The 21,122-nt window shown below is 71.3% G+C and carries 24 protein-coding genes; 13 read left to right on the forward strand and 11 right to left on the reverse strand.

From position 1 onward, the window contains the following. Nucleotides 1-120 precede the first annotated feature (120 nt). Nucleotides 121-1,038 (reverse strand): hypothetical protein, encoded by a 918-nt coding sequence (locus tag ACFXGI_RS22135; RefSeq protein WP_384709254.1) that lies wholly within the window; start codon nucleotides 1,036-1,038, stop codon nucleotides 121-123. A gap of 182 nt (nucleotides 1,039-1,220) precedes the next feature. Then, a complete protein-coding gene (locus ACFXGI_RS22140) occupies nucleotides 1,221-1,619 on the reverse strand; it encodes a hypothetical protein (protein WP_384709257.1) in 399 nt (132 codons plus the stop codon). 203 nt (nucleotides 1,620-1,822) lie between these two features. Between ACFXGI_RS22140 and ACFXGI_RS22145 the strand changes: the two genes are divergently transcribed. From ACFXGI_RS22145 to ACFXGI_RS22155, 3 genes are all read left to right on the forward strand, one after another. Then, nucleotides 1,823-2,989 (forward strand): FAD-dependent oxidoreductase, encoded by a 1,167-nt coding sequence (locus ACFXGI_RS22145; protein ID WP_384709260.1) that lies wholly within the window; start codon nucleotides 1,823-1,825, stop codon nucleotides 2,987-2,989. An 87-nt stretch (nucleotides 2,990-3,076) separates the two neighbouring features. After that, a complete protein-coding gene (locus ACFXGI_RS22150) occupies nucleotides 3,077-3,511 on the forward strand; it encodes a VOC family protein (protein ID WP_384709263.1) in 435 nt (144 codons plus the stop codon). Nucleotides 3,512-3,733: 222 nt separating this feature from the next. Further along, nucleotides 3,734-4,264, forward strand: a complete 531-nt coding sequence (locus ACFXGI_RS22155) for a GNAT family N-acetyltransferase (protein ID WP_384709266.1) — start codon at nucleotides 3,734-3,736, stop codon at nucleotides 4,262-4,264. A gap of 32 nt (nucleotides 4,265-4,296) precedes the next feature. Here ACFXGI_RS22155 and ACFXGI_RS22160 read toward each other — a convergent pair whose 3' ends face one another. Both ACFXGI_RS22160 and ACFXGI_RS22165 read right to left on the reverse strand, forming a co-directional pair. Then, a complete protein-coding gene (locus ACFXGI_RS22160) occupies nucleotides 4,297-4,872 on the reverse strand; it encodes a hypothetical protein (protein ID WP_384709269.1) in 576 nt (191 codons plus the stop codon). Between the two features lie 107 nt (nucleotides 4,873-4,979). Then, complete coding sequence (locus ACFXGI_RS22165; RefSeq protein ID WP_384709272.1) at nucleotides 4,980-5,741, reverse strand: maleylpyruvate isomerase family mycothiol-dependent enzyme; 762 nt, start codon at nucleotides 5,739-5,741, stop codon at nucleotides 4,980-4,982. Between the two features lie 203 nt (nucleotides 5,742-5,944). Between ACFXGI_RS22165 and ACFXGI_RS22170 the strand changes: the two genes are divergently transcribed. Both ACFXGI_RS22170 and ACFXGI_RS22175 read left to right on the forward strand, forming a co-directional pair. Beyond that, a complete protein-coding gene (locus ACFXGI_RS22170; protein WP_384709275.1) occupies nucleotides 5,945-6,109 on the forward strand; it encodes a hypothetical protein in 165 nt (54 codons plus the stop codon). 112 nt (nucleotides 6,110-6,221) lie between these two features. Continuing rightward, nucleotides 6,222-6,749: a WhiB family transcriptional regulator gene (locus tag ACFXGI_RS22175; RefSeq protein ID WP_384709278.1), complete on the forward strand. Its 528-nt coding sequence runs from the start codon at nucleotides 6,222-6,224 to the stop codon at nucleotides 6,747-6,749. A 54-nt stretch (nucleotides 6,750-6,803) separates the two neighbouring features. Here the strand turns inward: ACFXGI_RS22175 and ACFXGI_RS22180 are convergent, their stop codons facing one another. Both ACFXGI_RS22180 and ACFXGI_RS22185 read right to left on the reverse strand, forming a co-directional pair. Then, nucleotides 6,804-7,280, reverse strand: coding sequence for a multicopper oxidase domain-containing protein (locus ACFXGI_RS22180; RefSeq protein WP_384709281.1), 477 nt, complete (start codon nucleotides 7,278-7,280; stop codon nucleotides 6,804-6,806). After that, nucleotides 7,277-8,521 (reverse strand): multicopper oxidase family protein, encoded by a 1,245-nt coding sequence (locus ACFXGI_RS22185; protein WP_384709284.1) that lies wholly within the window; start codon nucleotides 8,519-8,521, stop codon nucleotides 7,277-7,279. Before ACFXGI_RS22185 ends, ACFXGI_RS22180 begins: the two co-directional genes overlap by 4 nt. Nucleotides 8,522-9,006: 485 nt before the next feature. Between ACFXGI_RS22185 and ACFXGI_RS22190 the strand changes: the two genes are divergently transcribed. Further along, a complete protein-coding gene (locus ACFXGI_RS22190) occupies nucleotides 9,007-9,243 on the forward strand; it encodes a hypothetical protein (RefSeq protein WP_030867579.1) in 237 nt (78 codons plus the stop codon). Here ACFXGI_RS22190 and ACFXGI_RS22195 read toward each other — a convergent pair. Further along, complete coding sequence (locus ACFXGI_RS22195; protein WP_384709456.1) at nucleotides 9,240-10,337, reverse strand: hypothetical protein; 1,098 nt, start codon at nucleotides 10,335-10,337, stop codon at nucleotides 9,240-9,242. The genes ACFXGI_RS22190 and ACFXGI_RS22195 overlap by 4 nt on opposite strands. A 187-nt stretch (nucleotides 10,338-10,524) precedes the next feature. On the opposite strand from ACFXGI_RS22195, the gene ACFXGI_RS22200 reads away from it, so the two are divergent. The 5 genes from ACFXGI_RS22200 to ACFXGI_RS22220 all read left to right on the forward strand — a co-directional run bounded on the left by ACFXGI_RS22200 (nucleotide 10,525) and on the right by ACFXGI_RS22220 (nucleotide 15,159). Continuing rightward, nucleotides 10,525-11,484 (forward strand): hypothetical protein, encoded by a 960-nt coding sequence (locus ACFXGI_RS22200; RefSeq protein ID WP_384709286.1) that lies wholly within the window; start codon nucleotides 10,525-10,527, stop codon nucleotides 11,482-11,484. Nucleotides 11,485-11,626: 142 nt separating this feature from the next. Next, on the forward strand, nucleotides 11,627-13,198 hold the full coding sequence (locus ACFXGI_RS22205; RefSeq protein ID WP_384709289.1) for a class I adenylate-forming enzyme family protein: 1,572 nt from the start codon (nucleotides 11,627-11,629) through the stop codon (nucleotides 13,196-13,198). 79 nt (nucleotides 13,199-13,277) lie between these two features. Then, nucleotides 13,278-13,643: a peptidoglycan-binding protein gene (locus ACFXGI_RS22210; protein WP_384709292.1), complete on the forward strand. Its 366-nt coding sequence runs from the start codon at nucleotides 13,278-13,280 to the stop codon at nucleotides 13,641-13,643. 111 nt (nucleotides 13,644-13,754) lie between these two features. Then, entirely contained in the window at nucleotides 13,755-14,840 is a 1,086-nt protein-coding gene (locus ACFXGI_RS22215) for a barstar family protein (protein WP_384709295.1), read from the forward strand. Nucleotides 14,841-14,964: 124 nt separating this feature from the next. After that, nucleotides 14,965-15,159: an antitoxin gene (locus ACFXGI_RS22220; RefSeq protein WP_384709298.1), complete on the forward strand. Its 195-nt coding sequence runs from the start codon at nucleotides 14,965-14,967 to the stop codon at nucleotides 15,157-15,159. Between the two features lie 159 nt (nucleotides 15,160-15,318). Here the strand turns inward: ACFXGI_RS22220 and ACFXGI_RS22225 are convergent, their stop codons facing one another. After that, nucleotides 15,319-16,074 carry a dienelactone hydrolase family protein gene (locus ACFXGI_RS22225; protein WP_384709301.1) on the reverse strand — a complete coding sequence of 252 codons (756 nt, stop codon included), beginning with the start codon at nucleotides 16,072-16,074 and terminating at the stop codon, nucleotides 15,319-15,321. Between the two features lie 134 nt (nucleotides 16,075-16,208). On the opposite strand from ACFXGI_RS22225, the gene ACFXGI_RS22230 reads away from it, so the two are divergent. Together ACFXGI_RS22230 and ACFXGI_RS22235 are read left to right on the forward strand one after the other, a co-directional pair. Further along, nucleotides 16,209-17,039: a helix-turn-helix domain-containing protein gene (locus ACFXGI_RS22230; RefSeq protein WP_384709304.1), complete on the forward strand. Its 831-nt coding sequence runs from the start codon at nucleotides 16,209-16,211 to the stop codon at nucleotides 17,037-17,039. Between the two features lie 176 nt (nucleotides 17,040-17,215). Continuing rightward, entirely contained in the window at nucleotides 17,216-17,338 is a 123-nt protein-coding gene (locus tag ACFXGI_RS22235) for a hypothetical protein (protein WP_267501343.1), read from the forward strand. A gap of 115 nt (nucleotides 17,339-17,453) precedes the next feature. On the opposite strand, the gene ACFXGI_RS22240 is transcribed toward ACFXGI_RS22235, so the two are convergent. The 3 genes from ACFXGI_RS22240 to ACFXGI_RS22250 all read right to left on the reverse strand — a co-directional run bounded on the left by ACFXGI_RS22240 (nucleotide 17,454) and on the right by ACFXGI_RS22250 (nucleotide 20,822). After that, nucleotides 17,454-19,145 carry a PKD domain-containing protein gene (locus ACFXGI_RS22240; RefSeq protein ID WP_384709307.1) on the reverse strand — a complete coding sequence of 564 codons (1,692 nt, stop codon included), beginning with the start codon at nucleotides 19,143-19,145 and terminating at the stop codon, nucleotides 17,454-17,456. A gap of 181 nt (nucleotides 19,146-19,326) precedes the next feature. Beyond that, a complete protein-coding gene (locus ACFXGI_RS22245) occupies nucleotides 19,327-19,968 on the reverse strand; it encodes a GNAT family N-acetyltransferase (RefSeq protein WP_384709310.1) in 642 nt (213 codons plus the stop codon). A 200-nt stretch (nucleotides 19,969-20,168) separates the two neighbouring features. Continuing rightward, nucleotides 20,169-20,822: a DNA alkylation repair protein gene (locus ACFXGI_RS22250; RefSeq protein ID WP_384709459.1), complete on the reverse strand. Its 654-nt coding sequence runs from the start codon at nucleotides 20,820-20,822 to the stop codon at nucleotides 20,169-20,171. Nucleotides 20,823-21,122: the final 300 nt, after the last annotated feature.

Here is a 21,122-nt window from a genome sequence, read left to right on the forward strand (position 1 = left end):
CCGGCCCGCCCGCCCCCCCCCCACCCACCCAGCAGCAGCCGCGGCCCCCCCCCCCCGGCCCGGCGGGGGCCGCGCGGGGCGGGCCCCCCCCCCCCCCGCTTCAGGTCACCAACCGGTGGTTCAGGCCCCGCAGAACGGTGCGGTCCGTACGAATCCGCCGGCGTTCTCGTCATCGGTGCCGAGGAAGGCGTCGGTGGATCCGGCCAGGCACTCCACCGCCTCGATCTTGTACTGCGGGAACGTCCCGAGCACCGCCGGGGACGCCGCGAGCGTGACCCGTACCCGGCCGGCCGGTGACACGGTCACGCGGCCCGCCTCGCTCACCGCCGAGTCGAAGGGGCCGTCGTCGCCCGCGTCCGCCGCCGAACTGACGATGATCCGACCGGAGTCGGTCACCGAGATGTCGGAGATGTGCCGTGTGGCCTCGTCGTTCGGGTACGCGGCCCGGTAGGCGCGACGGGTCACGCTGCCGAACTGCGGCTGTCCCCAGGAGGCGAACGTGAGCGGCGCGGCGTACAGAGTGCCGGGACGGTTCGCACCCGCTCCACGATCGGCCCACAGGGCGGCGAGGTTCCCGTTCTGAGACACGAGGGCGAAGCTCTCGAAGTCGTCGCCCTCTCCGATCGCCGGCAGCGGCGCGTAGTCGACGACCGTCGCCGTGCTGCCGACGACCTTGAGGCGGTAGACGATGCCGCGACTGGCCAGCGCCAGGTACTCGGCGGGCATCCGCGGGATGGCTTCGATCGCCTCCAGGTCGGAGGGTTCCGGGCCGTCCCAGGTGATGGGGGAGATGTCGTCGGAGCCCTGCCGGTGGGTGATCCGGGACAGGCGCGTCTGTCCGGTCCGCTTGTTGTCGTGCACGACGAGTGCGTGCACGCCGGCTCCGTCCGCGGTGCGGCCTTCGAACGCGATGCCGCTGACACCGCCCCGGGCGTCGTCGCCGACCTTCTGCCATGCGTCGTCGGCCGCACCGGCCGGGGTGGTGCCGAACATCGTGAGCAGCGCGGTCGCCGCGGCCGCCCAGGCCGTGCGCTTCAAGATCGGGAGCTTCACTGGGGATCGTTCGCCTTCCCTCCGACAGACGCGATGTCACGCGTCGGAAGGCAGGCTATTGATCATGGTCGGTGCTGCTCAACGACCGTTACGCCACTTGGGGGGAGCGCGTGGAAGCGCCGGCCTGGGGGCTGTTGGTCTCGTACGGCGGTACGGCGGTACGGCGGTCAGCGGATGATGACGGTGGTGGTGGGCGACGTCCAGTCGCCGGCCATCACGCGCAGCTCTTCCTTGCCCTTGTTCTTGAAGGTGTTGTCGAAGGAGAAGCTGGACCCCTGCTTGATCAGGGTGTTGGCGTGGAGGGTGGTCCACTTGGAGCCGTTCTTGTGCTGCAGGACCACCTTCGTGCCGATCGGCAGGCCCTTGGTGCGGCCGGTGAAGGTGACCTTCTCGCCGGCCTTCACCTCGGTCGGCGTGGCCTTGAGGCTGATCTCCCCGGCGGCTGCCGAGGGAGTCGGCGTGGCCGCGGTGGCGGTGGCAAGTCCTCCGCCGGTCAGCAGGGCCGCGGACAGGGCGCCGGCGGCGAGGATGTGAGCGATGTGAGCGATGCGACGCGGTGTGGCCATCTGGTCGGACTCCCGTCTGGAACGGATTCCCCCACGTGGCTCGAACCGCTCCGATGCTAGCGGCGCCCCGCCCGGACGGGCGACTCGATCAAGAGAAACCCCTGGTCAGGGGATGAATCCGCGCGCACTGGCGGCAACGCATGTGTGATGGCTTCAAAAGTGTAGTCGTTGCACTTTTGTATCCGGTGTGCTCTTCTGGGGTCATGAACGCCTCCACCCCACCCCGCATCGCGATCATCGGCGCCGGCCCCGGCGGCCTGACCTGCGCCCGCATCCTGCAGCGACACGGTGTCGCCGCCACCGTCTACGACCAGGACGCCTCCCGCTCCGCCCGCGACCAGGGCGGCACCCTCGACATGCACCCCGATTCGGGCCGGAACGCGCTGCGGGAAGCCGGACTGCTCGACGGGTTCCTGGCGTTGGCCCGCCCCGAAGGCCGGCAGATGCGGCTGGCCGGCCGTGACGGGCGCGTCCTGCTCGACGCGGCCCCGCCCGAGTCGGACGCCGGCGCCGACACCGAGGACGGCAGCCCGGAAATCGACCGAGGCCAGCTGCGCGACCTCCTGCTGGACTCGCTCGAGCCCGACACCGTGCGCTGGAGCCACAAGCTCGCGCACGTCGAGCCCCTCACCACGGGCGTCCACCGGCTGTACTTCGCAGGCGGTGCCACCGCCGACGCCGACCTTGTCGTCGGCGCGGACGGAGCCTGGTCGAAGGTCCGCAGGCGCCTCTCCGACGCGGCGCCCGTCTATACCGGTGTCACCTTCGTCGAGACCGGCCTCGACGACGCCGACTCCCGCCACCCCGTACTCGCCGCGCTCACCGGCGACGGCACCATGATGGCCCTCGACGACAACCGGGGCTTCATCGCCCAGCGCAACAGCCACCACCACATACGCGTGTACGTCGGCATGCGCACCGACGAGTACTGGTACCGGAACGCCGGACTCGACCTGGCCGACGAAGGCGCCGTACGCGACGCGCTGCTCAAGGAGTTCACCGGCTGGGGCCCCGACCTGCTCCGCTTCATCACGGACTCCGACGCCGGCTACACCAACCGGCCCCTGTACGCCCTGCCCGTCCCGCACACCTGGCGGCACACCCCCGGCGTCACCCTCCTCGGCGACGCCGCCCACCTCATGTCCCCGTTCTCCGGCATGGGCGCCAACCTCGCCATGCTCGACGGCGCCGACCTCGCCCGCGCCCTCATCGGGGGCGCCGCGACGACCGATGACGCCGTCCTCGCGTACGAGGACCTCCTGCTGCCCCGCTCCGCAGCGGCCGCCGAAGGCGCCGCCGAGGGAATCGCCGGCGCCTTCGCACCCGACAGCGCCGCCCAGGTCCTCGCCCACATGACCCGGAACCACTGACACCGGCAGACCGCGGGAAACCGGTTGAGCCCCAGGTGATCATGTGACAGGCTCGCCCGCCGTGACCGAGATCGCCACGGAGGCCCCATGACATCGATCAAGCAGTTCCAAGTCACCTTCGACTGCGCGGAACCCGAACGCGTCGCCCGCTTCTGGTGCGAGGTGCTCGGGTACGTCGTACCGCCGCCGCCGGAGGGGTTCGCGACGTGGGACGAGTTCAACGGCTCGCTGCCGCCCGAGCGTCAGGGCGCGGCCTTCGTCTGCATGGATCCCTCGGGTGTGGGTCCGCGCATGTACTTCCAGCGCGTTCCCGAAGGCAAGGTCGTCAAGAACCGGGTGCATCTCGACGTGCGGGCCGGCACCGGGCTCGTGGGTGAGGAGCGCCTCGCCACGCTCGAAGCCGAGTGCGCACGACTGGTCGCGCTCGGTGCGGTGCGCGTGCAACTGCTGCGTGCCGACGGCGTCAACGAGTCGTGCATCTTGATGCAGGACATCGAGGGCAACGAGTTCTGTCTCGACTGATTTGTGCTAGATTCCCCAGGTTCGTGCATTCGTTGATGTGAGATGTGAGATGAGAGGGAGGTGGGGCTGATGACCGCGTACAAGGCCACTGCGCAGCGCAGCGCCCGGACCACCCTCACGTCCCGGGCGACGGTCTGACCCAGTCGGCCCCGCCTCGCCGAGAGCGTGGGCTCGCGAGGACATCCCCGTACGAACCGACCATGAAACGGATCTCCATCCCTCATGCGCACCCACGGCAACTGGATCACCCGCGCCGAGACCCCCGCGGACGTCCCCGCCATCCGCGGCATCAATCTCGCCGCGTTCGAGACTCCGCTCGAAGCCGACCTCGTCGACGCCCTGCGCACCGACTCCTCCTGGGTCGACGGCCTGTCCGTCGTCTCCGCCGGCGGTGAGGGCGACGGTGACGGCGGCAAGCCCGTCGGTCACGCCCTGCTCACCCGCTGCCACATCGGCGACACCCCGGCCCTGTGCCTGGCCCCCGTCGCCGTACTGCCCGAGTATCAGAAGACCGGCGCTGGCTCCGCCGCCGTCCGTGCGGCCCTGCGGGCCGCCAAGGACATGGGCGAGCGCTACGTCACCGTTCTCGGACACCCGGCGTACTACCCGCGGTTCGGCTTCACCCGCGCTTCGACCCACGGCATCGGCCTGAGCATCGAGGTTCCGGACGAGGCCATGATGGCCCTCACACTGGACGAGGCCCACCCGCTGCCGAGCGGCACCGTCCGCTACGCGGCGCCTTTCGGGATCTGACGGCCCACCCCACCCGGTGGCCCGGTCCGCACTCAGGAACGAGTCGCGGGCCGGGCCGGCGGGCCGTCGTCGACGCCGAGGTCGGCGCGCATCACGGCGCGGAGCTCCTGCCCGCGGTTCCAGAGCTCCTGAAGCTCGTCGTGTATCTCCTGGAACGAGCCTCCCGTCACCGGCAGGCCCTCCTCCAGCCGCATCGTCATGCCGTACAGCTCGGACAGTGCGGTGGTCATGGCGTCCAGTTCGTACATCACCGTGGTGGAGGCGATCATCTGTGCCTCGGCGAAGGCGGCGTGGTGCGCATGCCGGGCGGCCTCCATCGCCTGCCGCCCTTCCGGTGCGACCTCTCCCTTGTGCACCAGCCACAGGTAGTTCATGAGCTCGATCCGGTAGCGGCGGTACGCGGCGTTGGCCGCCACGTAGCAGTCGCGCCGCCGGTCCTCATCGGCGAGCCGCTGCTGGTGGAGCCGCTGGGCGTGGTCCGTCCGCTGCTGGCGCTCGAACTGCTCCGCCTGGGCACGGGCGGTCAGGCGCTGTGACAGGACGGGCGCGAGGAGCGTGCCGATCACACCGACGCTCGCGGCGGCGAGCGCGATCAGAGCTGTGCCCACCGTGCCTCCAGGTGTCGGATCGAGGCCGTCGTGCCCCGCCTGTGGCCGACCGGCCGCGACCAATCTAACGGCCCCCCATCCACGCGGAGTTCACCGGCCCCTGCCGGCTAGAAGGCCGAGTGGGTGAACCAGTGGGTGAGCAGGTCCTGGTCGCCGAGGAGGTGGAACGCGTCGCTCTGGCGGTCCCGGCGGCCGTACAGCAGCAGGAGCAGGTCCTCGGCGGTTCCGCGTACGGCGGCGTCCGCCGCAGAGGGCCTGGGGTGGTCGGCCACCAGCGCGAAACCGTCCGGGCGCAGGCCGACCAGCCAGTCTCCGTCGCCGTCCGTGCAGCTGAAACGAATGGAACGGTCAGGGGCGCGCAGCTGGGCGGTCAGCGGCGCGAAGGGGGAAGCGAACGGCAGGTTGGTGAGGAACTCGTCGACACCGTCGACCGCCAGTGCGCGGTCGATGTGCGGGGAGATCCCGAGTGCGAGTTCCGCATCGGCCCGGTGGACGAGGGTCTCGAAGAGCATGCGCCGGACCCAGAACCGGGCGTGCTGGTCGACTCCCCAGGCCCACATGGGCGCGTCCAGGTCGGTGGTGGCGAACACCGCGGCGGCCTCCGCGGCGCTCGCGGTCAGCCAGTCCGGGAGGCCTTCGCGGTCCTCCGGCAGACGGAGGTCCACGTCACGGCTGGTCGGCGGCTGCTGGATACGCTGCCGCAGCAGCTCGGTGAACCAGCGGTGCACGCTGCCGACGTGCCGGGTGAGGTCGGCGAGGGTCCAGCCGGGGCAGGTCGGCACGGGGGTGGAGAGGTCCGCCGCCTTGACCGTGGCGACGAATCCGGCGGCCTCGGCGGCGACGGCCGCTCCGTGCTGGGCGGGGTTCATGTGTGGGCCCTTCGTCTGGTGGTGCTGCCTCGGCGGCGAGGATGCTTAAGGATGTAGATGGTTGACACCCTTAAGTAATGGTGAAGGTAATTCTCGGGCCCCGCGGATGTCAACTTCCGCCCACGCGTCCGGTCCCCCGCGTCCGCCCCCGGCCCGGCCATGCCCCCCTGGCCGACAAGCCCTGACCAGCGCGCTCGGGATCGGTGGCATCCCCTCGGCGGGCGGAGCGCGATGCCGTACGCAACACGCTCGACCGACTGGTCGCCACCAGCAAGGCCGAGCGCACCAAGCAGGGGCGTTCGGTCTTCTACGGCGCGGTGGGAGCCGCCGCCGAGTCCCGGCCCTCCCCGGCCGTCGACGCTCAGTAGCGGAGCAGGAGCCGACAGGCAGGAAATCAAGTGATCTGAACTCCTGCCTGACATCCGACGTTTGCTCAGTAGGGAGCTTCCCTGAAGCGATCGAACCGATAGGGGATTCACTGTGATACGTACGGTTGTCCAGCGAGGTCGGAGCGCGGTCGAGGCGAGTTCCCCGGCGGTCCTGCCCGGACTGTCCGCACCCGCCTGCCGGAACGCCGACCCTGCCCTGTTCTTCCCGGCGTACGGCGTGCCGTTGAGCGACCTCCAGATCAGGGCGGCCAAGGAGCTGTGCGCCGACTGCCCGGTCCGCCAGGAGTGCTTGGCGATAGCCGTCCGCTCGGACGAGAGCGACGGCATCTGGGGCGGCACCACACCGATCGAGCGGCGCCGGATGCGGGTGCAGCTGGCGCGGATGGAACAGGGTGCGGAGCTTGCCCGGGCCGTGGTGTCCGGGGAGGGGCCGCAGGTGCTCCAGGGCCTGCGGCCCGCCGTGGTGCACAACCTGTTCGCCATGGGCTGGAACGCGGAACGTATCGGCGAAGCCCTGCAGTTGGCGTCAGGTGAGGTCCAGGCGGCCCGGGCGATGGCCGCCAGGTCCCAGGCGTTTCTCGCGTTCGTGGAGCGGCACCGCCCCAAGGGGTGGAGCTGACCGGCGTCCGGCAGGCGCGGATCGCGCCGGAGCCGGGCGCCGCCGCCCGTTCCGTCAGTCCCGGACGATCGTCCAGGGGCGCATCAGGTCGTCGTCCTCGTGTTCGAGGATGTGGCAGTGGTGGACGTACTCCGCGGGGAATTCGGTGCCGCTTCCCGGAATCGAGGCGATCGTGTCCGTCGGCGGGGTGAATTTCCGGATGATGATCCTGGTCACCGTCTCCGGATAGGACTTGACCGTGTCCTTGTCGGAGTTCGCTTCATCCGGGTCCGGCGGGATCGGCGGTCCGGTGAGGTAGTTCTCCAGCACCGGCCTGTCCTCCGGTTTGCGGCCGCCGTCGATCCACTTCTCGTACTGTTCCTGGTAGCCGACCGCGTCGATCGGCTGCCGGTTCAACACCTGGAAGTTGACGAGGTGGACATGCATCGGGTGGGCGTCGTGGTTGGGATTGACGTACTCCCAGATCTCGGTCGAGCCCGCCTTGACGAAGTCCTCGGACGGCTCCATGAACGGCACCGCGTTGAAGGTCATGGTGCCGAACAGCTTGTGCTGGTACAGGACCCATTCCCGCCGACGGGTGTGCGGTTTCGGCTTGATGGCTTCGACCGCCGGCAGTCGGAGTTCCTCGGGCGGGGTCGTCCTGTCCCCGCCTCCGGAAGGAGGCTCGGTGACCTTGAACCGCATGATTTCCGAGATTTCCGGACCGTTTCCCCCCCCGGGAAGTGGACCGGCGCGTTGTAGTTCGTCAGCGTGACGTTCGTACCGATGGGAACCTTGCTGAAGTCGACGATCAAGTCGTACCGCTCGGCCGGCCCGATCAGGAAGTTCAGCATGCGAAGTGGCGTACGGAAGCCGCCGTCCGTGCCGATCAGCCAGAACGGGAGTGTGGGCTGGGGCAGCACGTCCACGGGGACGGTGAACTTCAGCCGCCAGAAACGCTCGTTCGAGGCGTTGAGGATGCGGAGCCGGTAGCGCCGCCGCTCGACGGCCAGGAAGGGGTACGCCTTCCCGTTGACGACCGGGGTGTCCTCGCCCTGCTGCAGGGTCATGGTGTAGGCGAGCGAGCCGTCGGCGTTGAAGGTCCGGTCCTGGAGGATGAGGGGGACCTCGAATTCGCCTTCCGGCAGCCCGTACCGCTCGTCGGCCGGGTCACGGACGAGGTAGAGACCGGCGAGGCCCGCGTACACGTTGACGCTGGTCATCCCCATGCCGTGGTCGTGGTACCAGAGCATGGCCGCATTCTCGTGGTTGGTGTAGGCGCAGATCGCCTCGTTGGGCTTGACCCGCTTCGGGTCCAGAGTGGTGTAGGCGTCGGCGTGGATTCCGTCCGGGCTGAACGAGTGCAGCGGCATGCCGTCGGACTGCGGCGCCGTGAATCCGCCGTGCTGGTGCACGACGTTCCACACGTTCACATTCGAGGGGAACGGCAGGTGCGGCTTGTACGGGGGCGGAGGGATCGGGGTGAGCTGGGGGTTCCCGTTGCGGATTCCGTCGATCACGAACTGGAACAGATGGGTCGTCGGCAGGTTGTTGCGGTACTTGACGACCGTCGGGTGGTCCTTGTTCACGCTGATGGTCGGCCCGAGACAGCCCATGCCGATGGCCTTGCCGGGATCGTGCGGATGTGCGGCCCAGTACCCCCAGACGGTCGCCGGTCCGAGATCCCGGTGGAAGCGCCAGGAGCCCTGGCGCATCGTGATCTCGTAGTAGTCGGCGCCCGGATAGACGGAAGGATCCGCGACGGCTGTCGGCGGAGTGGGCAGCGGGTCCACGAATTTCGTGAGCGCAGGGGTTTTCGGCACCGCGGTGGCCGAGGACCCGTGACCGTGACCGTCCGCGTGCGCCGGCGTCCCGAGTGCACCCCGCGAAAGTGTGACCGCACCTCCCACGGCTCCGGCCATGAGGAACTCCCTGCGTCCGACCATCGTCTCCCGCTCTCCCCCGCCTCATGTGACGTCCAAGGGATACCGAGGCGGTATGGGGCGTGGCTTCAGCGCGCCGGACCGGTCGGGGAAAGCCACTCAATGGGTCGATTTGCCGGAAATTCAACAGATTTCAGAATCGGAATCCAATTATTCGGAATTGGAACCTGATGATTATCGCCATCGAGGCAGATCGTCAGGTCATGCCATCAGGCCGTCGCCGGCGGCACCCGCACGGCGAGGGCGCCGTCCGGGGCGGCGGTCCGCGCGGCCGATCGGCCCCTCTGAACGTGTCGCCGCGCGCGCCACGGGTCCCGGCGTGGAACCGTTTCCGCATGACCGAAGGATCGACACCTCACCTTTCCCCGGCGCGCATCACCGTACTGGGCGTGCAGCCCGGCAACCCGCCCTTTCGCATCGTGGAGGTCGACGGGGAGTTCGTCGGCAGGGCGATGTCGATGACGGACGTGCTGCTGGTCGCCGCGGAGGCCGGGATCCCGATCCACGACCTCGACGACCTGGACGAGGTCCGGTGGGTCGGGGGCGGCAAGTTCAACTGGACCCCGCACTAGACTCCGTCCGCCCCCGGCCTGCGGTCGGTGGGGGTGACCGGAGTGCGCACCGGCGTGCTCGTACGGCGGGCGCCGGACCAGGGAGCGGGGACGGCGTCGATGTCCCGGGCCAGGCGGTGGGCGATGGCTTCGTAGTTGACCCGCCAGCCGCGGAAGTGAGGCCAGGCCTGCTCCGGGGTGCGCTCCATGCGGTACCCCTGCCCGGACATCCGGGCCACGCCCTGGAGGAAGTCCTCGTACGTGAGCAGCAGCGGGTCGTCCGGACGCGGGTCGCGGTCGTAGCCGATGCCGCGGATGTCCGCGAGGTCGCGCAGGCACACGAAGCCCGAGCGCAGGGCCATCCGTACGGCGTACTGCGGCTGGGAGGGATTGAACGCCAGCCGCAGCGCCGCGGCGTCCATCACCGCCACCAGGGCCACGAGCCAGTTCCGGTTCGGCTTGGGCGAGCGGAACTGGATGAGGATCGGATAGGTGGTGTGGCTCTCGCTCACCGCCGCGCTCCACCGCTCCCAGTTGCGGAACAGCTCGTCGAGCCCGTCCAGCAGCTCCGCCTGCGCGTAGCGGGCCAGGATCTCCGGCCCCCACGGCGGGACACCGGCCCGCGCCTCCAGGAGGGTCACCTCCACCTCCCGGCTCTGGTACGCCCCGTACAGCGCGGGCAGGTATCCGACCTGGAGGCCGATGGTCACGGGTCCGGTGGCCGCCGCGCAGAAGTCGATGGCGTTCAGGCTCTCGCGGCTGCTGCCGGCGAAGCCGAGGGTGAGCATCGAGGATCCGGCCTCCACCAGCGCCTTGCGCAGCGGCAGACCGCTCACGGCGGCCTCCAGGAGGCCGTAGCCGAGCAGGAACAGCAGGAGCCATCCGATCAGTACGGCCACCAGGGTCAGCGGCGCCATCGGCGCCAGCGCCCGGTCCTTGCCCTCGGGTGTGGATCGGGCGTCGGCGCCGAGCTGGAAGGGCAGGCGGACGGCGCCGTGCACGAACCGGGTGAACCGGGACCGGCTGGGCCGCGGGACGACGAGGTTGCTCACGACGGAGGAGAAGCCCGACAGCACCAGAACGGCACCGAGCACGCCCATCAGTAACCGCACCACCAAGCCCCGCTCCCTTCGCGCCCGTGACGGCCCGGACACCCAGCGGATCCCACCGGACGGCCGGAAACCAGGCGGCTCGCCCACCCGGCACCCCGAACGGGCGCGCGCCGGCGCCCCACGGCCAGGTTGACCCTCACACGGTGTGAGGCGGTGACGTGGTCCCCACGTTCGAAGAAGGGGATGCGCCGTGCTCCACTACATGGGCTCCGGCCCGTACTGCTACACCAACTCCCTCGCGATGGTGCTCGGGCCGGACGCGCCACCGCCCGCCGTCATCGAAACGCTGACGGGCTCGCCGTTCGGAATGCAGTTCATCGCGGGCGCGCTGCCCTTGTTCGATCCCTACGGCTGGGATCCGGAGATCGGGCTCGACACCGCGATCGGGCTCCTGGGATGGAGGTGCGAGCGCAGCCACGGGGGAACGCCCGGCGAGGCGCTGGACCGGCTGCGGGCGGCCTGCGCGCGGGGTCCGGCGCTCGTCGGGCCCGTGGACATGGGGCTGCTGCTCTACCAGCCGGGGACCCCGAGCCCCGACGGCGGCGACCACTACGTCGTGGTCCTCTCCGCTGACGAGGGACGCGTCCGGCTCCACGACCCGCACGGGCACCCGTACGCCACCCTGCCCGCCGGGGCGTTCCTCGCCGCCTGGGAGGCCGAGTCGGTCGCGTACACCGATGCGCCGTACGTGCTGCGCACCGGCTTCGTGCGCGAGCGCGAGGTGGGCGGGGACGAGGCGCTGCGGCGGTCACTGCCCGGCGCGGTGCGCTGGCTGGCCGGTCGCGACGACCTGCCGGTGCCGCCCGGCTCGGTGGGCGGCGCCGCAGCGGCGCAGGAGCTGGCCGCCCGGCTGTCCCGGGGCGGTCTGGAGCCCGGCATACGGACCCTGCTCACGGTGTTCGGCGTGCGCGTCGGTGCCCGCCGCCTGAGCGACGCGGCCGGCTGCCTGGCCGTGCTGGGACTGGGCGAAGCAGCGGCCATCGCGACGGAACAGGCCGAGATCGTGGGCGAGTTGCAGTTCCCGCTCGTCACCGGCGAGGACGCGGAAGCCGCCGCGCTCCTGCGGCGCCTCGCGCCCACGTACGAACGCCTCCGCGCGGCCCTGAGCACTCGGGCGCCGGCCCGCGAGGCCGGAGCAGCCGGCCCGTGACCCGTACGGCGAGCGGGTCGCGGTGTGTCCCGCGGCCGCGCCCGCGCCCGGGCTGCGCCGTTCGGCGAGTCGGAGACAGGGCCCACGGGTGCGCGGGAGACTGGCCGGGAGGGCGGGGGCGGAGGGCGGAGGCGGTGGAACGATGGGCGCGCGGTATGTCACGGACCTGATCGGTGCGTTCGAGCGGAACGCGGGGCGGCCCGCGATCGGGGCCGGGCCCGTCGTCATGGGGTTCTCCGAGGTCCTGGCCGATACGTACCGGCTGGCCGGCGTCCTCGGTGAGCTGGGAGTGACCCGCGGGACCGGTCTGGCCTGCGTGACGGACGGCAACCCGCCCGAGGCGCTGCTGGTGCGGTTGGCCGCCCATGTCCTGGGCGCGCGGCTGACCCAGGTGGTGGTCGGCCCGGCCACCCACGGCCTGGACTTCATGCTGCGCGACTGCGCACCGGCTCTGGTGGTGCACGACACCCCGGTTCCGGACACCGGGGTTCCGCGCATCGGGCTCGCGGAGTCGGTGCGGCTCGCCCGCACCCGGGAAGGCCGGCCGGTGCCCGTGCAGGCGCGCGAGGAGGATGTGGCGCGCGTGACGTACACCGGCGGTACGACCGGCAGGCCCAAGGGGGTGGCCTCCACGTTCGCCGCGATGGCGGGCCGGACGGATACGCGGGGCAAGGGCGGTGCGGGCGGAAAGGCGGACGAGAGCGCCGACGGCGGCAAGGGCGTCGGCGGCGGCGGACCGCGCGAGTCGGTCTACCTGTCGGTGACCTCGCTCGCGCAGCGCTCCGGGGGCCGGTGCCTAGAGCACCTGCGCGAGGGAGGCCGGGTGGAGATCCTCGGCCCCTTCGACGCGGGGGAGTTCGCCGACGCCTGCCGGCGACTCGGGCCCGTGTCCACGTACCTGACGCCCTCGATGGTGTACCGGCTGCTGGACGATCCGGCGACGGCCGACGGCGTACCGGGTCTCGCCCGGGTGTCGTACGGAAACTCTCCCGTCCACCCGGAGCGGCTTCGGCAGGCGCTGACGCGCTGGGGTGCGCGGCCGAGATGGCGGCAGGGCTACGGGATGAACGAAGCCGGCGTGATCTGCAGGCTCTCGCCGGCCGATCACGACGCGGGGGTGAGCGACCGGCCGTACCTCCTGGGGTCCGTCGGCCGCCCCGCGCCGGGTGTGGACGTACAGGTGCGCGATCAGGGCGGGGCGGAGGCGGTGCCGGGAGACACCGGCGAGGTGTGGGTGCGGTCCGCGATGGTGATGGCCGGCTACTGGAATCAGCCCGGCCTGACGGCCGAGGTGATGCGGGACGGATGGCTACGGACCGGGGACCTCGGCCACTTCGACGCCGACGGGTACCTCTACCTCGACGACCGGGTGAAGGACGTGGTGATGGTGGACGGGGTGAACATCTACTGCGGTCCGGTCGAGGCGGCCCTGACCCGGCATCCCGCGGTGGCCGAGGCAGCGGTGGTGGGCAGGGCCGACGATCGCACCGGCGAGGAGGTGTGCGCCTTCCTGGTGCCCGCGCCGGGTCGTGTGCCCACGGCCGCGGCGGCCGCCGAGGCGTGCCTGCTGGTGGCGCGGGCACTGGCCCCGGCGCACCGGCCGACCACCGTCTTCTGGGAGGCGGCCCTGCCGCTGACCGACCGGGGCAAGCCGGACAAGCGGCTGCTGCGGAAACGGGCTGCCGGAGCGGCCGGGTCCGCGGCCCGGCCGTGACGATCTTGGGGCGCCGCGCCTCTCGTACCCGCGGAAAAGCCCTTTCCCGCGCATCGGGGTGATCATTAGAGTCAGGGGCATGAAGTTACTCATCCGGAAATCGGCGGTAGCGGCCGCGATCGTCGCCTCTCTCCTGGTCGGCGCGACGGCGTTCACCACGGGGACCGCCTCGGCGGCCGAAGGGCCGGACATCCAGGGACTGTCCTGCGGCTTCGACCACAGGAACCCCCCGCCCACCGTCCAGGCCGACAGCACCGGCAACACGGTGAAGGAGGCCCAGTGCCTGCTGCGGTTCTGGACCGGCCTGCAGCTGACCGAGGAGGAGCCCGAGGGCGTCTTCGGCCCGGACGCCGCGTCGGCGACGGAGTTCTTCCAGGGCAAGCGCGGCCTTCCGCCCACCGGTGTGGTGGATGCCCGCACGTGGGCCGAGCTGCGGCACAGCTGAGCTGCGTCACGAGGAGACCCCGCCCGGTGCGACCGGGCGGGGCCTCCTCGTAGGCGGTCCGGGCCGCGAAATGGCTTCGCGGTCTTCTCCGGACCCGGGCATGATTCCCTCGTGCACGAGGACGAGGCCCGTCGCGGGGGAGCGCGGTACACGCTGACCGACACGGAGTACGGCCACGACTGGGGCGCCTGCGCCGAGGCCGAGGGCCTGTTCGGCGAAGGTCGGCGCGAGACGTACGAACTGTTCGGCTGGGTGCCGGAAGGAGCCGGCCCGCGCGGCTGGATCGGCCGCAGGGTGTGGTGGGTGCCGGACGACGGGGAGCTCGATCCCTGGCTCCTGGAGGACGCCGCGAGCCTCGGACGGCGCGCGGGGAAGGACGGGCTCGTACTCACGGGCCTGGACGACCACCTCGGTCCGCCCGAGGGGTACCGCGGTCCGGTCCGGCTGCACGACGAGCACCAGTGGCTTGGCGCCTGCCGTGAGTTCAGCCGGATCCTGCCGCCCGAGCGGGCGGAACACCCGCTCGTCCTGCGGGGGTTCGCCCCGGGCGACGAACTGCGACGCGCACTGATGCCGGGCACCCGGCGGTCGCTCGACCTGGGGGAAGCCGTCCTGAAGGTACGGGACGGCCGGGGCGCGCCCTTCGCGGACCTGCTCCTGTGGGCCACCGTCAGCGCCTGGCGCCCGTCCGCCCACGGCGCGGATCTGATCGACCTGGAACTGGAGGGGAAACTCTCCACGCCCGTCCCGGAACAGGCCCGGCCGCTCTGGGAGCGGTGGCTCGCGGGACCACCGAAGACGCCCGGCACCTGGGGCGCGCTGGACACCCGGCAGCGCTGGGCCTGGCTGGACCACGTCCAGGGCAGGGCCGTCCTCCGCGCCCACGAGGACCGGCCGCCGGGGTACCCGTACGAGCTCGACGGCCGGCACGTCACGGACGTCCCGGGCCTCTACCTGGCACTCGGCGAGGCGGTGAACGGGCCGGGCGGCTACTTCGGCGGCTGCCTGGACGCCCTCGACGACTGCCTGGGCGGCACCTTCGGCTACACCGCCCCGGCAACGCTCCTCTGGCGGAACGCCGCGACCGCCCGCGAGTACCTGTCCCACGTCCTGACGCCGCAGGGGGAGCCGTACGACCTCTTCGCCGAGACCCTCGGCGTCCTGGCCGACGGCAGACTGCGGGTCACCCCCGCCTGAAGGGGCCGGAGCACGATCGCCCGAGACCGGTCTCCGCAGCCCGTGCGGTCGACGCTGCGCTCGGGATGCGGATCCCGGCGGATCTCGGGATGCTGGATGCGCCAGCATTTCCAAGGAGGCCGTGATGTCGATGCTTGACAAGCTCAAGGGCCTGATCAAGGGCCATGAGGACGTGGCCCGACAAGGGGTCGAGAAGGCCGGCGACGCTGTGGACGCGAAGACCGGCAACAAGTACCAGAGTCAGGTCGACACGGCCCAGCAGAAGATCAACGAGCAGCTGGGAACGGACAAGCCTCAGGACGGACCGCCGCAGGTCTAGGTCGTCGGAACGCGGGATCCGTGACGTCCGGGTGCCCGCGCGCGCCATGCGAGCCGCAGGCCCGGTGCTCCCGGCCGGAGCACCGGGCCTGCGGCGTGTGCGGCCGGTTCGCCTGGTTCACGCGGTTCGCCCGGTTCCGGGGCTCCCCGAGCCGGGGCCTCAGCTGCCGGTCAGGGTGCGGGCCAGGAGGGGGAGCAGGCGGTCCCAGTGGCGCTTCAGTGCGGAGGCGTCGAAGGCGGCGGTGTCGGACATCGTGAAGCCGTGGACGGTGCCGGCGTAGAGCTCGATGGTGTGGCCGACGCCCGCGGCGTCCAGGGCCCGGCTCAGCTCGTCGACCGCCTCGGGCCGCATGTCGTTCTCGGCGAGGCCGAGGTGGACTTCGGCCCTGAGCTTCGGGACGAGGCGGTGCGCGCTGTCGGGCGCGTCCGTGACCAAGGGGGCGGGGTGGAATCCGGCGACGGCGGCCACCTGGTCGGGGTGGGCCGTTGCCGTACGCATCGCCAGGACGGCCCCCATGCAGTAGCCGATCGCGGCGACCGGTCCCGCGCCGACCTCGGGCTGCGCGGTGAGGAAGCGGACGTAGGAGTCGGCGTCGCGCAGGGCGCGTTCGGTGGTGTGCGCCTCGATCAGTGGCATCAGCCGGCTGAAGAGCGCGGGCCGGTTCTCCGCCGTGATGTGCTCGGGAAGTTCGATCACCGGTGCCGGGCCGTGCCGGTAGTACACGTTGGGGACGAGCACGTAGTAGCCGTGCCCGGCCAGTTCGCGGGCCTTCTCCTCCAACTCGGGGCGCAGGCCGAAGGCGTCCATGTACAGCAGCACCCCAGGGTGCCGCTCGCCGTCGTCGGGAAAGGCGGCGAAGGCGTCGGCCTGGCCGTCCATGGTGGGAATCTGTAACGTCGAGGTCTTGGTGGGCATGATGGATCTTCCTTCCTTGGACCGATGCCAGTAGATCACTGGGCCGGCGGCACAGCCAGCTCCTCGTCGCCACGGGAGGCGGGAGGGGTGCACGGGTGGGCGCAAGCACGGGCACGGCCGGTCGGGGAGTCGAGATGACCCGGGTGGGTGGTCGGTGGCGGGTCACCCGCCCGTGGCCTCCCCAGCTGCGCCCCTTCGTGCACAGCTATGCCGGCTACTGGGAGGCGGCGGCCACGCCCTATCGCGTGCGGTTGGTCCCCACGGGCCGAGCGGTCGTGGTGATCAATCTGGGGGAGCCGTTCACCCAGGTGCGCCGACTGGGAGACGACCCGAGCCCGAACAGCCTGGTCACCGGCTCGCTGGTCGCGGGTCTGGAGGACGGACCCCGGGTGTGTGACCATCCGGGTGGACAGGAGGCGATCCGGCTCGAGTTGACGCCGCTGGGCGCCTACCGGCTCTTCGCGCTGCCGATGAGCGAGCTGACCAACAGGGTGGTCGGGCTCGGCGACGTCCTCGGACCCGGGGCCGGAGCGCTGACCGAGCAGCTTGCGGACACCGCCGACTGGGGAGCCCGGTTCGACCTCCTGGACATCGCGCTGTCGGCCCGGATCGGGCGCGGCCCCGATCCCGCGCCCGAGGTGAGCCACGCCTGGCAGCTCCTGTCCCGCGCCGGCGGGGCGATTCCGGTCGGCCGGATCGCGGCCGAAGTGGGCTGGAGCCAGGGCCACTTGATCCGCCGGTTCACCGAACAGGTGGGCCTGACACCCAAGATGTCCGCCCGCGTGCTGCGCTTCCACCGGGCGGCGCGACTGCTCACCCGCGAGGGCCTGAACCTGACCGAAGTGACCGAGGCCTGCGGCTTCTACGACCAGGCACACCTCAACCGCGAGTTCCGCGCCATGGCCGAGACCACTCCCGGCCAGATGGCCGTCGCCCGCGTGGCGGAGGGAGCGCTCGCCCTGTGAGGGGGCGAGGTCAAATTTGTCCAAGCCAGGCCGTGCGCGCGTCGATAGTGTCCCGTTCGTAGTTGATCAGGCACCCGAACTCGGGCAGCACCCCGGCCGCGGGGAGACGCGATCTCCGTCCGGCGGCCGAGGGCGGACCGGGCAACGGTGAACCTGGCCCGGAGGAGGAGTACTCGATGGAAGACCTGCTGCGCATCCTCGTGGCCGGCGCGATCTCAGGCGGTTTGATCGGTCTGGCGGGGGCCCTCGGCCGAAACCGCCGCAGGCGTCGGGAGGAAGGCGGATCCGACCGCCGCTGACCCGGAGCGGCGTCGTCCCGGGCCGCTCGGACGTCGTCGGCCACGGGGGTGTCGGCGACGACGCCGACGGCCGCCGCCCCCCGGAGGGGCGGTCGGCCGTGGCGGTCGGGGTGCGTCAGTTCTTGTCGTACATGCCGTACAGGTCGACGATCAGGTCCGTCTGCTCCCAGCCCCGGTTCCAGAAGTCGACGACGCCCGTGCCGCCGGTGCTCGCCTGGACCAGGTTCGCGACGGTGGCGTCCTTCGTCCAGTTCAGGACGGACGAGTCCGGCGGCGTCGGCCGGACGGCCTTGCCGTCGATGTAGTCGGCGAGGGTGTTCGGGTCCGGAGCGACCGAGAGGTGCCCGCTGCCCCGCGGGTTGGTCACCGTCGTGTTGAGCACGAGGGCCTCGAGCGCCCTGCCGGAGGTCCAGACCGACTCGTGGTGGTAGGCCTGGCCGGCGAGCGGCAAGCCGGAGGTCCGCGAGTCGTACATGCGCCGGGGTTCCATCGGCAGGTACGCGGCCTTGCCGTCGGCGCTGTAGTAGCCGGTGACGTCCACGATCACGTCGGCCGGGCTCCACGCTCCGTTGCGGACGTTGATCCTGCCGTCCGGTCCGACCGGCACGATCACCGAGTTGGCGACCGTCTGCCCGGCGGCGAAGTTCACGCTCGACGTGGACGGCGCCTGCTGATCGCTCGGGAACACCGTCAGGTGTCCGGAGTCCTTCGGCCCGGTCGCCGTGACGTTGAGGGCCACGGCCGTGACGCCCTTGGCCGGCAGCCCGCCCTGACCGGCGATCTGCACGCCGAAGGTGGTCTGACCGGCGATCCGGCCGGCGGCGGCCGTGCCCAGCCCCTGCCGGGTGTCGACGAGCCGGGACGGCTTGACGGAGGTGTATCCGCCGGCGGCGGAGCGGGTGAAGTAGCCCGTCACGTCGGCTATCAGGTCCGCCGAGCCCTCACTGCGGTTGGCCAGCTCGACGTACCCGTCCTCGCCGACCGGCACGACCGCCAGGTTCGGTACGGTCCGGCCCGCGGCGAAGTTCACGTTCGACGTGGTCGGCCGCTGCTTGCCTGAGGCGTACGCGATGACGTGCCCGGCGGCGGAGGTGTTGGTGGCGGTGAGGTTCAGGGCCACGGCGGTCACCCCGGCCGGGATGCCGGCGTTGCCGCCGACCTTCACCCGGGTCGTGGTGTACGGGGCGACGGGATGGCCGGCCGAGGTGGCGGTGCCGGTGCCGTCGCGGGTGTCGAGGAGCCGCGTGGGTGCGTGCGGGGTGAACTCGGAGCCGTCCACGACGACTTCCTTGGTGGTGGTGGACGTCACCTTGGCGAGGAGGTCGGTCGCCGTGATCGTGATCTTGTGTGAGCCGACCTCGGCGTACGTGTGCCTCAAGTACACGAGTTCGGCGGCGGGGCCGCTCTCGTCGTCCTTGGTGCCGTCGCCCCAGTCGACGTCGTACCGGACGAAGCTGTTGGCCAGGTCGGTGGCGACAGAGGTCGCCAGTCCGACGGTGTGCGCGTAGGAGGTGGACGTCCCCATGCCCACCTCGAAGTACTCGCTCTGCTGCGCGCGCGCCGCTGCCCTCGGCGTCCCGGCCGGAGCCGTGACCGTGGCGAGCTTCGCGGCGACGTCCTTGGCGGCGGCCTCCTTGGCGGCCTCCTGGGCGGAGGCGTCCAGGGCGCCGGCGCCCTGCGCGGAACCGGCCGTGGCGGCCGGGGAGGTGGCGGTCGCGGGCCGCCCGGCATCGGCGGACGGTCCTGCCGCCTGCGCCGTGACGGGTACGAAGCCGACGGCTGCCGCGGCGACGGCAGCGGAGATCATGACGCGGTGACGGTACAACGGCCCCCCAATTTACTGAACTTGTTCGCAAAAGTCGTGATCAGATTACTTGTCCGTATGTCCACGCCTGATCGGATTTTCCCGCGCTGCGTGACCGCGGCGCCGCCCGTCCGCCGGCGGGGGCGGCGGCGGACGGAGCGGCGAAGCGTGGCCTGGCGGCGTACTACGGCTGCGGCGGGGCGTCCGGTGCCGCGGGGAGCCACTCGGGGCGGTCGAGGAAGGCCAGTACCGCCCGCTTCTCGGGGAGGTGGATCTCCGGCAGGTCGATCTCCGGCAGGGTGATCTCGCCCTGCCGGGCGAAGCCGATGCGGCCCAGGAGGGCGACGGCCTTCTCGTTGCGTGCGTCGGGCTCGCCCACCGCGCGCCGGATGGCCGGGTCGCGGAACGCGAAGCGGATGAGCGAGCCGGTGAGGGTCTTGCTGAAGCCTGGGCGGGGCCGGCCGGCGATGGGCGCGAGCATGAGATGGACGCCGATGTCGCCCTCCCGTACCTCGTAGCACTCGCTGACCCGGTCCTCCTCCGGCCGGTAGGTCTGGAAGAGTGCCACCGGCTCGTCGTCCAGACGGACCATGAACGCGTGATGGGTGTCCCGGCGCTCCACGTCCTCGTAGATCTCCTGCACCAGCTCCCGGCTGGCGCCGTTCATGCCCCAGAATTCGGCGCGCTCCTCGACGACCCACGCGTGCAGCACGGCGGAGTCCTTCGCCGGGTCGACGGGAGTGAAGCGGACGGTGCCGAAGTCTGCGACGGTCTCCGTGTAGACGTCGGCGCGCGGTGTGGGGAGGACGGTGGACTCGGGTCTCATGCGGTCTCGGTTCCTTCGTGACGGCGGGTCCGGCGGCAGCGATGAGCGCACCGACCCCGCGAGCTTGTTAGGTAAGGCTGGCCTAAGTGTAGATCTTCGTTGGCGTGAATCGAGCGCAGGGTGCGCGTCGTCCGCAGGCAGGTGTCGTCGACGCGCCGACGTCTCGCCCCAGTGGCGGACGCCGGATCGGCTCCCGCCGATCAGGCCACCGTTTCGTCCTGCCGTCGCCGCACCATCTCGGAGATCCGGACGGGCGCGAACGGGGACGTGCAACCGGGGGGAGTCGGGTAGTCCTTGAGCACCTCCGGCCGCTCGCCGATGGCGACGGCGCGGGCGCGGTACTCCGCGTGCTCGATCCCGATCCGTGCCAGGCAGTGGTTCATCGCCCATTGCAGGCGATCCGGGGCGTGCTTCATCCGCGTCTCGATGACATCGAGCAGCCCTGCCGGGTCGAGGCCCTCGGGCTTCTTCGCCACGCGTTCGGTGGTCAGCGCCCAGCCCGCGCTCGCGACCACCGGATCGGGGTCGGCGAACCAGGCCGACCGCAGCTCGTCCGCGTGCGGGTACTCCTTCACCACGTAGTTCACGAGCCGGCCGTGCACCTTGGGCGTGCGGGCCTCGCGCAGCATGACGTCCAACCGGTGACGCTCGAACGCCTTCGGGCGGCAGATCAGGATCGCCGGCAGTCTCGCCGCGGTGCCATCGGTCTCCCGGAGCCGGCATGTGAGTTCCTGCTGCGTCTTCAGCCGCTTCGCGACGGCGCGCAGCTTGCCGAGGTTCACGCCGTGATCGTCGCCGTGCTTCTCGTTCACCGCGCGTGTCTTCGGGTCCTCGAGCGCGGCCAGCTTGGCCATCACCTCGGCCACCTCGGCCACCGTCGCCTCGGCCGCCACCGTCGCCTCGGCCACCTCGGCCTTCTGTCCGTCGCGTGCGCATTTCAGCCTGTGCCGGTGGTCCGTCCCCTGGCGTGCACGCCATGCCTGCGACCTCGATCGCACTCCTGCCTCTCGGCCGTGCCCCGCGAGGCCCGCCACCTCCCCGCGAGGCCAGAGGTACCGCCCGCCGAGAATGGCCGAACTCCTGCGGAATCCGACTGCCGTTCGTCTGGCGTATCCGCCGCCGTCACGTCAGGCTCCCTCTCCGGTAGTCCCGGC

It is taken from the genome of Streptomyces sp. NPDC059355, from assembly GCF_042752335.1.
Taxonomy (GTDB): Bacteria; Actinomycetota; Actinomycetes; order Streptomycetales; family Streptomycetaceae; genus Streptomyces.

Excerpts from the sequence above, each read along its gene's own strand:
- ACFXGI_RS22140 (WP_384709257.1), bottom strand. The coding sequence starts at position 1,619 with ATGGCCACACCGCGTCGCATCGCTCACATCGCTCACATCCTCGCCGCC.
- ACFXGI_RS22145 (WP_384709260.1), top strand. The coding sequence starts at position 1,823 with ATGAACGCCTCCACCCCACCCCGCATCGCGATCATCGGCGCCGGCCCC.
- ACFXGI_RS22150 (WP_384709263.1), top strand. The coding sequence starts at position 3,077 with ATGACATCGATCAAGCAGTTCCAAGTCACCTTCGACTGCGCGGAACCC.
- ACFXGI_RS22155 (WP_384709266.1), top strand. The coding sequence starts at position 3,734 with ATGCGCACCCACGGCAACTGGATCACCCGCGCCGAGACCCCCGCGGAC.
- ACFXGI_RS22165 (WP_384709272.1), bottom strand. The coding sequence starts at position 5,741 with ATGAACCCCGCCCAGCACGGAGCGGCCGTCGCCGCCGAGGCCGCCGGA.
- ACFXGI_RS22180 (WP_384709281.1), bottom strand. The coding sequence starts at position 7,280 with ATGACCTTCAACGCGGTGCCGTTCATGGAGCCGTCCGAGGACTTCGTC.
- ACFXGI_RS22190 (WP_030867579.1), top strand. The coding sequence starts at position 9,007 with ATGACCGAAGGATCGACACCTCACCTTTCCCCGGCGCGCATCACCGTA.
- ACFXGI_RS22205 (WP_384709289.1), top strand. The coding sequence starts at position 11,627 with ATGGGCGCGCGGTATGTCACGGACCTGATCGGTGCGTTCGAGCGGAAC.
- ACFXGI_RS22210 (WP_384709292.1), top strand. The coding sequence starts at position 13,278 with ATGAAGTTACTCATCCGGAAATCGGCGGTAGCGGCCGCGATCGTCGCC.
- ACFXGI_RS22220 (WP_384709298.1), top strand. The coding sequence starts at position 14,965 with ATGTCGATGCTTGACAAGCTCAAGGGCCTGATCAAGGGCCATGAGGAC.
- ACFXGI_RS22225 (WP_384709301.1), bottom strand. The coding sequence starts at position 16,074 with ATGCCCACCAAGACCTCGACGTTACAGATTCCCACCATGGACGGCCAG.
- ACFXGI_RS22230 (WP_384709304.1), top strand. The coding sequence starts at position 16,209 with ATGACCCGGGTGGGTGGTCGGTGGCGGGTCACCCGCCCGTGGCCTCCC.
- ACFXGI_RS22235 (WP_267501343.1), top strand. The coding sequence starts at position 17,216 with ATGGAAGACCTGCTGCGCATCCTCGTGGCCGGCGCGATCTCAGGCGGT.
- ACFXGI_RS22240 (WP_384709307.1), bottom strand. The coding sequence starts at position 19,145 with ATGATCTCCGCTGCCGTCGCCGCGGCAGCCGTCGGCTTCGTACCCGTC.
- ACFXGI_RS22245 (WP_384709310.1), bottom strand. The coding sequence starts at position 19,968 with ATGAGACCCGAGTCCACCGTCCTCCCCACACCGCGCGCCGACGTCTAC.
- ACFXGI_RS22250 (WP_384709459.1), bottom strand. The coding sequence starts at position 20,822 with ATGGCCAAGCTGGCCGCGCTCGAGGACCCGAAGACACGCGCGGTGAAC.